This window comes from Pontimicrobium sp. MEBiC06410 (genome assembly GCF_053601615.1).
Genome location: NZ_JBSHNT010000143.1, coordinates 126,203 through 138,403, shown reverse-complemented (window position 1 = coordinate 138,403; position 12,201 = coordinate 126,203). Strand labels below are relative to the sequence as shown.

Below are 12,201 nucleotides of genomic sequence, written 5' to 3'. Positions count from 1 at the left end.
GATAATAAATTAAGTAATTAGTCTTTTGTGGTATTTAATAATGCTTCTATTTTATCTAAACGGTTCTCTAATGCTTTATTTTTATTTTTTTGAGATTTTAACTCCTCGTTTTGAGAGTCAATTTCTTTTTGTTGCTCTATAGTATATAATGTTAACTCTTCTATTTTTTGAAGTAGTTTTAAGTTCATTACTTTTAATTCTATACCATTTGCTTGCATTTCTTCAGCAGATGGTACTTCTGGTAAGTGATTATTCGCTTTAGTATATAATTCTACTTCTTTAAGAGTCGGCATTTTATAGTCTGGGTTTAGTTTAGATTTTCCTTTGTAGTATTTTTCAAAAACATAATCTGGTGCTATTGGAGCTTCTAAGTCTACTCGTACTTCTTGTACATGGATTTTTCCTTTTACGGTTAGTTTTTCATCGGGTATTTCTGTGCCTATTCCTACATTACCTCCTCCATTAGCTAAAGCTATATTTGAATTAGAAAATCTATTAATTTGTAATGGAGAATTAATACCATTAAACTCTATAGTTGCATTTCCTGGTTGTATTAAAATACTTCTATTATTTACTGTACTTGTAGCCAAAATATTCCCATTAGAAACTTCTAGTTTTTGGGTTGGCGTTACTGTACCTATACCAATATTACTATTTTGAGAAAGAGTTAACTGACTATATCCACTATTATTCCAAAATTCAAGATTCCCATTAGTAGTTCCACGTCCAATTATTCTCCACTGTTCATCATTATTTACCTTGAAAGATTGCCAAGTATAAGAACCTGTTGTAGCTAAAAAATCTAACGTTAAGGTTCTATTTTCACTTGATCTAACATATAAAGGGCTGGAAGGAGTATCAGTTCCTATTCCAACATTACCTAAACCATTAATAGTAAATGCTCTACCAGAATTAACATCTACTGCCATAGCCCCAGCACTTGTTATATTAGTATTATGTGCTGTTGAGTTTACCTCAAATGTATATGCATTATTTGAAATACTGTTATTTTGTTGTACAACTCTTAATGTACGCCCAGTAGTCTCGTTAGAGTTTCTTACTTCTAGCCCAGCAATTGGGTTAAGAGTCCCTATTCCTAAATGTCCATTAATATTAACTATATCTGTATTAAAATCGCCATAAATAAGTGGGGTAGCTATATCAGAGTTTTCGATATATAACTTATCGCTTCCTGTTTCGTTTCTTCCTGATTCATGTCCTAAAAATACATTTCCTGACCCCAATGTACTAAACCCTGCTCTATATCCTAAGAATGTATTATTTGATCCTGTTGCATTATTTAATCCAGAATGAAACCCAACAGATGTATTATGGCTTCCAGCAGTATTTAAATAATTTGATTTATTTCCTATAGAAACATTATTACTTCCTGAAGTATTACTGTATGAAGAAGCATACCCCAAAGAAGTATTATAATTACCTCCAGCGTTATAATGACTCGCCCCAAAACCTATAAAAGTATTATATTTTCCTGTGGTATTGTTTATACCTGAACGAGCTCCTAGAAAAACATTTCTAGATCCTGAGGTATTAGTTATTCCTGAATATACACCTACAAAAGTATTCTCTCCTCCTGTGTTTGCTACTCCTGTATCTTTCCCTATAAAAACACCTCCGTTTGAGGTATTATTTTTCCCTGATGAATGCCCAATAAAAACATTTTCATTTCCTGTGCTATTCTGTCCAGAATATGCTCCAAAAAAACTATTATCTGTTCCTGCTGTACCTGAGTTAGCTCCTACATTTTCGGTTTGAGAATAACCTAGTAAAGACATCAATAATAAACTATATAAAAAAACATGTTTTCTTATAGAGTTGTTAATCACAATTAGTAGTTTTTGATTGTTCATATTGTATTAGTTTTGGTTCTTTTTAAGTTCTAGTAATACTTTTTCAATAGTATTTAATCTATTTTCCAAAGTCTTATTTTTATTTTTTTGAGAGTCAATTTCTTTTTGTTGCTCTATAGTATATAATGTTAACTCTTCTATTTTTTGAAGTAGTTTTAAGTTCATTACTTTCAGTTCTATACCATTTGCTTGCATTTCTTGTGCAGAAGGGATTTCTGGTAAGTGATTATTCGCTTTAGCATATAATTCTACTTCTTTAAGAGTCGGCATTTTATAGTCCGGGTTTAGCTTTGAAATTCCTGTAAAGTATTTTTCAAAAACATAATCTGGTGCTATTGGAGCTTCTAAGTCTACTCGTACTTCTTGTGTATGGATTTTTCCTTTTACGGTTAGTTTTTCATCGGGTATTTCTGTGCCTATTCCTACATTACCTCCTCCATTAGCTAAAGCTATATTTGAATTAGAAAATCTATTAATTTGTAATAAATTGGAACCATTATATTCTATTGTAGCATTTCCTGGCTGTATTAAAATACTTCTATTATTTATTGTACTTGTAGCCAAAATACTCCCATTAGAAACTTCTAGTTTCTGGGTTGGAGACGCAGTCCCTAAACCTATATTACCCAAACCGTTGATAGTAAATGCTCTACCCGAATTTACATCTACTGCCATAGCTCCTGCTGCCGTCATATTAGTGTCTTGAGATGCAGAATTGACTTCAAAGGTGTATGAATTATTAGATAATTGACTATTCTGTTGTAGAACTCTTAGTGTTCGCCCTGTGGTTTCGTTAGAATTTCTTACTTCTAGCCCAGCAATTGGGTTAAGAGTCCCAATTCCTAAATGCCCATTAATATTAACTATATCTGCATCAAAATCCCCATAAATAAGTGGCGTTGTAGAGTTAGAATTTTCGATATATAGTTTATTACTTCCTTCTTCAAGTTCGCCTGATTGATTTCCTAAAAACACATTTTTTGAACCTAGATTACCTTTTCCACTTTGAAATCCTAAAAATACATTTTGTGTTCCAGTTACATTATCATACCCTGATGAATATCCTAAACTAACATTACCATTACCCGATGTTTTATAACCAGCAGAAAAACCTAAACTGACATTATTACTTCCTTCATTATGTCTACCTGCTGCATACCCAATAAAAGTATTATTGTTTGTAATTGGCCTAGTGGTTCCTAAATTAGTATAATGTGCGTTATCTTGTCCATGTCCAGCAAATACTCCATTATAAACATTATTACCTCCTACAGAAAAAACTCCTGAAGAATGCCCCATATATGTGTTATTAACCTCAGTAGTATTAGAATATCCTGAACTTCTTCCTATAAATGTATTACTGCTACCTGTTGTGTTTTTTAATCCCGAATAAACCCCAACAAAAACATTATTTCCACCAGTAGTATTATATGCTCCAGAAGAAAGCCCCATAAAAGTATTGTTATTACCTGATGTATTACGAGTACCAGTTCCGTAGCCAACAAACGCATTGTTAATACCTGATGTATTACTGCTACCTGATACATAGCCAATAAATGTATTATTATTTGCTTGATTAACCCTCCCCGTATTATATCCTAAAAATGTATTATAATCACCTGAGCTATCTTTTCCTGATCCGTAACCAAAATAAGCATTTGCTGTTCCTGTTTCATTTTGTCCAGAATATGCCCCAAAAAAACTATTATCTGTTCCTGCTGTACCTGAGTTAGTCCCTGTATTTGTTGTTTGCCCATAGGTAAAAATGGCTGCAATAAAAGCTAATACTATTGTTAAAATTTGTTTTTTCATGATAAATTAAGTCTTATAGTTTTATTGGTGCTTCGTTAAAATTAAATTGTATTGTTCCGTTTCCAAATAACTGGTCGTTATATAATAACTTGATATCATCATCTGGACTAATAGCATTAAAATAGAGTAATACGCGTTTAAATGGGGCTACTTTAAAATTTCGCTCAAAATTTACACCTGAGCATTTTATAGTATCGTTAGATGATGTTACTACCGTAAAATCTTGCTTGATTGTAAATGCCATATATTTTACAGCATCTTCGTAGTTTCTATTTGTAAATTCTTCTTTTAATAAATCTTTTTGTTGGCTATGCTCAAATTCAATTTCAATAACGCGCTCCTTATTATAAAGAGTATAAAGAGAGTCTACAATCTCAGGGTGATTTTGATTATTTTTTAGAATATAATACTGTAAAGGGACTTCGGTAGCTGTATAATTAATACCGTTAACAAATTCATTTACACGTTTAGATTTCCAACCTTGCTGTTCTAAATTATAAAATTTATAATTTTTATTTATTTGTTTAGAATCTGATTTACAATTAGTAAAGAAAAATATAAAAACAAAGGGGATAAGGGGAAGTATAAAATATTTTTTCAATACTTGGTTAGTTTTTGTTTGATTAATAAGAGTACAAAAATATATTTATTTTTTAAATTATCATTAATTATTAAATATAAAATTCTCAGTTTTATTTGATTAGTCGAAAAAGTATTATAGGATATAATTGTATTTTTTTAATACAAATGTAAATTAGTTCATAATAAAGAACTAATTTACATTTGCAGTTAGTTGTATACTTTTACTTATACTAAAACAACTAAATATATTACATATCATGTTTTTGATTGTAAAAAAAGAGAAACAATTTTTATCATTAATCTTCTCTATATTATACCTTTAAATTCTTTGTATGGTAATTTACTAAACCTTCTATTGGTCTACGCTCAAAGTTTCCTATTTTAAAACCAAACTCTTGTGCAATAACTTTAATTTCCTCTTGACAGAAAAAAGCAATAGATCCTGCAAAGTGTACTGGAACTGTTTTTAACTCTTCTTTATATTGCATAATCATGTTTTTAGCAAAAACACGTATGCCTTTTTTTATTAATTCTATAACGTATTCTGAATCTTTATTAAGGATCATAAATTCTGCAAAATTAGCTAAATAGGCATTTGGGTTGGGCTGCTTGTATAGGTTATGTTTAATATAATCGGCTTCTAAATTGTATTTATCTTCAAACGATACTTTTAAATCTTCTGGCATGTGGTTAAAGTAATAATCACGTAATAACTGCCTCCCGTAATAATTACCTGCTGCATCATCCATTATTGAGTAGCCAAGAGACGCTACACGTTGATGTAACTGCTTACCATCGTAATAACTACAATTAGATCCTGTTCCTAAAATACATACAACTGCCGCTTCTGTATTATTATTTATGGTAGCATATACTGCTGCCATGGTATCTTCATTAACGCTTACTTTTGCATTTACAAAGAAGGTTTGTAATACTAATTTAAGTGTCTGCCTAGGTTTTTCTGTTCCACACCCAGCACCATAGAAAAAAACATGAGTTACTTCGTTTTTATTCTCTTTAAGTGCCTTGCTTTTTTTTATCGTTTTTTTTAGTTTTTTTTCTGTTAATATTGCTGGGTTTAACCCTTTAGTTCTAATTTTCTCTAGAACTTGATTGCCATTTTCATCTACTGCAATCCAATCGCATTTTGTAGATCCGCTATCAACTATTAAAATCATAAATTGTTGGTTGTCTTTTTATAACTATATTAAACTAAAAACGCTATTAATTATCTATAAATTAACAGCGTTTTTAATAGTGTTGTTTTATAAACTATTTACTTTTTCGGCTAAATCTACTAATTTATTGGAATATCCAAATTCATTATCGTACCAAGCTACTAGTTTAAAGAATTTAGAGTTAAGCTCTATTGCTGCTTCTGCATCAAAGATACTAGTACGAGCATCACTAACGAAATCTTGAGATACTACCATTTCATCGGTGTATCCTAAAATGCCTTTCATACTTCCTACTGATGCTTTTTTAAAGGCTTCTTTTATGTCATTTAAAGAGGTTTCTTTTTTAGTCCTTACAGTTAAGTCTACTACAGATACATCTACTGTTGGTACACGAAATGCCATTCCTGTTAGTTTACCATCTAATTCTGGGATTACCTTTCCTACGGCCTTAGCTGCTCCTGTACTCGTTGGAATAATATTGTTCATTGCTGAGCGCCCTAAACGATAGTTTTTTCTTGAAGGCGAATCTACTGTATATTGTGTTGAAGTGGCTGCATGTATGGTTGTCATTAATGCTTCTTCTATTCCGTAGTTTTCTTCAATTATTTTAGCTAGTGGAGCCAAACAATTTGTTGTACATGATGCATTAGAGACTATTGTATCGCTCGCTTTTAAGGTATTATCATTTACGCCCATTACAAACATTGGTGCATCTTTACTTGGTGCAGAAATAACTACTTTTTTTGCTCCTGCTTGTATATGATAGTTTGCTGTTTCTAATGTTGTAAAAATACCTGTACATTCTGCTATTACCTCAGCTCCTACTGCATCCCATTTTAAGTTTTTAGGGTCTCTTTCTGCTGTTACTCTAATTGTTTTACCATCTACAATAAGATTGCCATCTTTAACTTCAATGGTTCCATCAAATCTTCCGTGTACAGAATCGTATTCTAATAAATATGCTAAATGGTTAACATCTAACAAATCGTTGATAGCTACAACTTCTACATTGTCTCTTTTTACTGTAGCTCTAAATACTATTCGTCCTATTCTACCAAATCCGTTAATTCCTAATTTTAATTTTGACATAATCTTCTTCTCTATTGTTATGTGGTCATTATATCTGACACACGTATTAATTCTTTATTTATTTTAGATTGCCCTTTTATGGCTTTTTCTAATGGGGTTAAAGCTATTTTATCGTTAATGATACCTACCATGGCATTAGATTTTCCTTCTAATAGACTTTCTACTGCTTTTACTCCCATTCTACTTGCTAATACCCGGTCGAAACAAGATGGTGATCCACCACGTTGCATATGCCCTAAAACTGAGACACGCACTTCGTATTCCATCATGTTTTCTTCTACGTAATCTTTAAGTTCAAAAACATTTTTTCCTATTTTGTCTCCTTCTGCTACGACAACTATACTTGACGATTTTCCAGATTTTTTACTTCGTCTTAAAGAGTCTAACAAACGCTCTAACCCTAAATCTTCTTCTGGTATGAGAATTTCTTCTGCTCCTGCTCCTACACCTACATTTAAAGCTATATGTCCCACATCTCGTCCCATAACTTCTACAAAAAATAAACGGTTATGTGAGCTGGCAGTATCTCTAATTTTATCTATAGCTTCTACGACAGTGTTTAATGCCGTATCGTAGCCTAGAGTATGAGATGTTCCAAAAATATCATTATCTATAGTTCCTGGTATTCCCATAACGGGAAACTCAAACTCTTGATTAAAGATTAAAGCTCCGGTAAATGTTCCATCTCCTCCTATTGTTACTAATGCATCTATGTTTTCTTTTCGTAACGCTTCGTATGCTTTTTTACGTCCTTCTGGGGTTCTAAATTCTTGTGATCTTGCAGATTTTAAAATGGTTCCTCCTTTGTTTATTATGCCTTTTACATTACGTGCGGTTAGTTCTTTAAAATCACCTTCAATCATTCCTTCATAACCGCGATAAATCCCTGCGCATTCTATACCATGATAGGCACAGGTTCTTGCTACAGATCGTATGGCAGCATTCATCCCAGGAGCATCTCCTCCAGAGGTCATTACTCCTATCTTTTTTATTGATTTCGACATTAATTTTCTTATTAATTTACGTAAAGCTATAAAAGAAAATTAATATAATAGGTTGGTTTCGTTAAAATTTTACGAGACAAATTCCACTATAACGTTTTAGTTGATAAAATTGTTGAAAAAAGCTTGAAATTTTAAAACTATGTAAGGGTTAATCGTATAAAAAAGGTATTAGTTTTCTTTTTTCTTAAGTCCGATAGAGCTGTCTGAAAAAGGTGTTTTTTCTGCGTCTTTATCTTTTGCTTTTGGTTCTTCTTTTTTGTTAATTACTTCTTCATCTTTCTTTTTAAAGATTTTACGTAGTAATTCTCCAAATGTGTCAAAATCTACAGAATAAGCAATACCAAGGCCTTGTGTATAGCCAATTTCTTCTCCAAAATTACGGATACTATTTTCTCTATTAAATACTTTAGCTGTAAGGGTTCCTTCTTTATTTAATAGAAAATCTATTTGTACATCTCCAGCTATAACAGATTCGCTTACGCCTCCTACTGGCACTCCTACTTTTCCATTAATAAGTACACGATCTGTTATTTTGGTTTGTAGTGTTACACCAACACGGCTATCTGTTTCAAAGCCTGGTGTGTTTTTTCCTGCTTCTATATTAACACCAACTTGTAGTTTTCCTTCACTATCCGAAAATAGTCCATTTATTAAACCATTTAAACGCTCGGTTAATGTTCCTGTTACATTTAAGTCTTTTAACTGCCTGTTAAATGCACCTGTAGCCAATAAGTTTAAAGCTTGCTTGTCTCGATCTTCTTTAGAGTCTAATCTATATTGTAATTCAGATTTTAATGTTGAGTTTACATTAGGGAACTCAAACTGAAAGTCGTAATCTGGCTTTTCTAATTGTCCTGTTAAATTTATTTCTAAATCTGTTTGAATATTTTGTGTAATTGGGTTATCTAATAAGGGAGATGGGTTTGTTCTTGTAGAATATAGTGCTTTAATATCTATTATTGCTTTTAAAGGGTCTCCATCCCATCTTAAATTACTTTCGTATGGTCTTACTACAAATTGTTTTTGTACAATACCTCCAAAGAAAAAATTATAGTAGCCTTCCCAAACAATAAAATCTCCATACATATTAAATTTACCATTGGTATTAATATTAAAGAGTAGTTCTCCTGCTCCACGCCCACTAATAGTACTTCCTGACTCTCTATCCATTTTAATTTCTATTAGTGCATCGCTTGTTACATCTAAATTAAAGTCTAACTCTAATCCTGTAATGTCTTCTCTAATAACTTCTTTACCTTCTGCTTTCGCTAATTTTTCTTCGGGGCTTAAAAAATGAATAAATGTATTATCTCCAAAAGATTCTAAATCGTTTAATGGAATATAAAATTCGGTTCCTTTTTTTGTTTGGGCATCTGCTGTAATTACAAGTGCTTCTGTAGGGCCTTGAATATTAGCAGTTCCGCCAATAAAACCTTTTCCATAATATAGTGCATCTTCATTATCTTTAGTGTCTAAAATTAAAAGACGATCGGTTCCTATATTTAAATCTAACTTCCATTTACCAAAATTTACATGGCTTACACTTCCTCCTAAAACGCCCTTTGAAAGTTCTTTTGTATCAGTAATATTTATATTATTAAATATAAAGCTTTGATTTTTTAGTGATACTGATGAGTTATCTTCAAAACTATAATCTACGTTTAAATAGGGTACATTTAATCCTCCACTATCTATAAGTAGTTCTCCGTTTATATCTGGCTTATTTAAGTTTCCTATTACTTTTGCTTCTCCACTTATATCGCCTCGTATATCATTTAAAACTGGATCTAATAGTGGTGTTAATGGTATTAAACTAAATTTATTAAAATTTAAACCCAAGTTTATTGTAGAGTTCCCTTTTGCTATATTGATATCTCCTTTTGCAGCAAATGAATTGGTTATATCATCTTTTATTTTGGCATCAATTTTATAGTTAGTTAAAGACTCATTTCCTATTATGTTTGCTTCAAAAGAGCCAAAAAGTTGTCTATTTACTTTTAAATCATCTATGGTTACTTTAGAGGTTGGCAGGTAGTTTCCATCTTGTTGTAAAACATTAAGTTTTCCATTAACATTTCCTGCTAATAATAAGCTATCTATTCTAGGTGTTATTTTTGCAAGGTCTACGTCTTTAAAATCAAGTTTTATGTCTTTATACGTTGAGTCTTTTATAATTCCAGATAATTTAATTTCTTCATCTTGGTGACTCATTATAAAACGATCTACTTTAAAGTTTTTAAAGTCTCTATCGAATTCTATTTTATTGTATTTATCACGTCTATTATTTACGTACCATTTATTATTTTTAAAAGTTACATCGCTCTTTTTAAAACCTACTACAGATTTATTATCGGCATTTATGGTATGGTAAAAACTAAGGTTATAATTATCTGTGTTATTTTTGCCTCCTTTAAATTCTGAACGCATAAACAACGTATCATTTAAGGTTACATTAATTAAGTTAAATTTTGAAGCGCTATAATATTTTGTATTAACACTATCTATTTCTATGTAGGTATTAAATAAAGGGTTTCTATTATCTACCTGTACTTCTATTTCGCTTGCAAAATAATCTAACAGTTTAATTTTAGGGGATTTAAAGGTTAGTTTAAATTCTTTCTCATCGGTTTCTACACGTCCTTTTATAAACGTGTTTTTTCCTAGTTTAACTTCTGGGAAAAATACTTCTACAATTTTATTATAAATTTTAAAGTTAAAATCTATGTATTGATTTTCTTCTATTACATTAGGGGCTTCATTAGTGTAAATATCTTTTATAGAGTTTTCAAAAAGTTTGGTAATATTTTTAAATTTAAAGTTCCCGCTTATTTGCCCTTTTACTATGTCTGGGGAGTTTACCTCTATAATTCTTTCATTATTTTGAAATGAAGATTGTATTGCAAAATCATTAAAATAGTAATCGTCTACTTCATTTTTATAATTTGTTTTATTAAATGAAATACTACCAACTGCATCATCTATTGTTGTCCCTTGCATTTTCATACTTACAATTCCTTTAAAAATTGAAGTCTCATCTCTATTATAAAAATTAAGTACTTTTAAGTTAGCATAATCTACATTGGCAACGAAATCGAATGTATTTACTGCTTTAGATAAATCTGCTAACCCGTTAAATTTTAATTTTAAGTTTTTATCGTCTGCAATTAATTCTCCATTAAATATGTTTTTTTGGTATTTTCCATTAACCAAAATATTTTTATAAGTATAATTATTATAGTTTATAGAATAAACATCTCCTGTTAGTTTAGAGCGTAGATTTTCTTTTTCAAACCCAACACCATCTACATCTAAATTTGCAGACATTTCGCCTAATTTAGGGTCTTCTAAAAACGTCCCCATATCGAAAGCACTAAATATAACATTTCCTTTATAGGACGCTGTATCTATATTATCGACATTAGAGATTTCTAAATCGGAACTTACAAAACCTAAGGTGGTATTAATGTTTAATTTTGCTTTTATATTTTGCGAGGTTATATGCGTATTTCCTGTTATAGAGAATGTTCCTAGTTTACTAAATATTGATGGAATAGATTCTCCTAACACATTTGGTAATAAATCTTTTAATGCATAATAACTTGATGATAGTTTTGTAAACTCCCCTCGCATTTCAAAGTTATTATCTGCTGCATTAAATAAATTTTTAAAGTTTAATGTACCATAAACATTGGTTCTGGTATTTGTTGTTAATTTTAAATTATTAGCTGTTAAATCATTTAATGTCCCTGTTAGCTGGGTACTTAATGTGGCATGTTGGTTAGCCCCAAACTCGTTATAAAATGTATTTAATTCATTTAAAGCTATATCTCCTTCTGTAAAATTAGCAGTAACCTTAACTTTATCTTCAAAATCTTTAAAGTCTTCTCTTTTGTAGTTAAATTTTAAATCTCCTTTTAAGGTGGATTGTTTTGTTCTTATATTTAAGTTATCGAATCGCATTTCCGATAATGTATACTTAAAATTAGTAGACATATTCTGCATAACTAATCCACGACTATCTACAAAACCAAGAGTATTTATTCTTGCATCTACATCGCTGCCATTAATTACAAAATTTGTTGCGTTAATCCCTAAATCTGTGAATTTTAAAATTTGAGGCGTTTCTTTATTTTCATCTATTAAATTAAATGTTCCATTATACACAGAAACATCACTAGAAGATAGTAGAAAATCGCTTTTTTCTAATCTTGGATTCTCATCATCAAACCTTGCTACAAAGACATCTAGATTAGTCTCTGTTTCGCCTTTGTAAGTTATAATATTTAGCACTAAATCTTCTAGGTCTATATCTCCAAAATTTAGTTTACTATTATAAAGGTTTTTAAAATTAAGTATAGAAGTATTTAATTCTGTAGCGCTAATTAATGTGTCATTTTTAAAGTCGCGTATTAATATCTGTTTCAATTCTACATCGCCATTAAACTGAAGTCCAACTTTTTCTATTTTTATATTAGTTTTATAATCTTCATTAAGGCGTTCTGTTGCATAACGGCCCAATCTGGTTTGTACTGCTGGTATAGAAAAGAATAATACCAATATGATAAAAAGCAGCAAAATTATTGCCGCTATCTTAGCTAATATTTTTAGAAACTTTTTGATACTAATTTAAAGTTATAACTTTCTTTAAGAATAAACTACATTTGC

The 12,201-nt window shown here is 30.6% G+C and carries 7 protein-coding genes; all 7 read right to left on the bottom strand.

Annotated features, from left to right (window positions below; translation table 11 throughout):
- Positions 1–17: 17 nt before the first annotated feature.
- Complete coding sequence (locus ACVC08_RS05385; protein WP_452601289.1) at positions 18–1,871, bottom strand: hypothetical protein; 1,854 nt, start codon at positions 1,869–1,871, stop codon at positions 18–20.
- Between the two features lie 6 nt (positions 1,872–1,877).
- Positions 1,878–3,683 (bottom strand): hypothetical protein, encoded by a 1,806-nt coding sequence (locus ACVC08_RS05380; protein WP_452601288.1) that lies wholly within the window; start codon positions 3,681–3,683, stop codon positions 1,878–1,880.
- Positions 3,684–3,696: 13 nt separating this feature from the next.
- Positions 3,697–4,284 (bottom strand): hypothetical protein, encoded by a 588-nt coding sequence (locus ACVC08_RS05375; RefSeq protein WP_452601287.1) that lies wholly within the window; start codon positions 4,282–4,284, stop codon positions 3,697–3,699.
- Positions 4,285–4,576: 292 nt separating this feature from the next.
- Entirely contained in the window at positions 4,577–5,443 is an 867-nt protein-coding gene (locus ACVC08_RS05370) for a BadF/BadG/BcrA/BcrD ATPase family protein (protein ID WP_452601286.1), read from the bottom strand.
- An 87-nt stretch (positions 5,444–5,530) separates the two neighbouring features.
- Entirely contained in the window at positions 5,531–6,532 is a 1,002-nt protein-coding gene (gap, locus tag ACVC08_RS05365; RefSeq protein WP_452601285.1) for a type I glyceraldehyde-3-phosphate dehydrogenase, read from the bottom strand.
- A 17-nt stretch (positions 6,533–6,549) separates the two neighbouring features.
- On the bottom strand, positions 6,550–7,536 hold the full coding sequence (gene pfkA, locus ACVC08_RS05360) for a 6-phosphofructokinase (RefSeq protein ID WP_452601284.1): 987 nt from the start codon (positions 7,534–7,536) through the stop codon (positions 6,550–6,552).
- A 168-nt stretch (positions 7,537–7,704) separates the two neighbouring features.
- The gene (locus ACVC08_RS05355; RefSeq protein ID WP_452601283.1) at positions 7,705–12,111 is read right to left on the bottom strand and encodes a translocation/assembly module TamB domain-containing protein; all 4,407 of its coding nucleotides are present in this window, start codon (positions 12,109–12,111) and stop codon (positions 7,705–7,707) included.
- Positions 12,112–12,201: the final 90 nt, after the last annotated feature.

Coding starts and splice junctions, on each gene's coding strand:
- ACVC08_RS05370 (WP_452601286.1), bottom strand. CDS start 5,443: ATGATTTTAATAGTTGATAGCGGATCTACAAAATGCGATTGGATTGCA.
- ACVC08_RS05385 (WP_452601289.1), bottom strand. CDS start 1,871: ATGAACAATCAAAAACTACTAATTGTGATTAACAACTCTATAAGAAAA.
- pfkA (WP_452601284.1), bottom strand. CDS start 7,536: ATGTCGAAATCAATAAAAAAGATAGGAGTAATGACCTCTGGAGGAGAT.
- gap (WP_452601285.1), bottom strand. CDS start 6,532: ATGTCAAAATTAAAATTAGGAATTAACGGATTTGGTAGAATAGGACGA.
- ACVC08_RS05380 (WP_452601288.1), bottom strand. CDS start 3,683: ATGAAAAAACAAATTTTAACAATAGTATTAGCTTTTATTGCAGCCATT.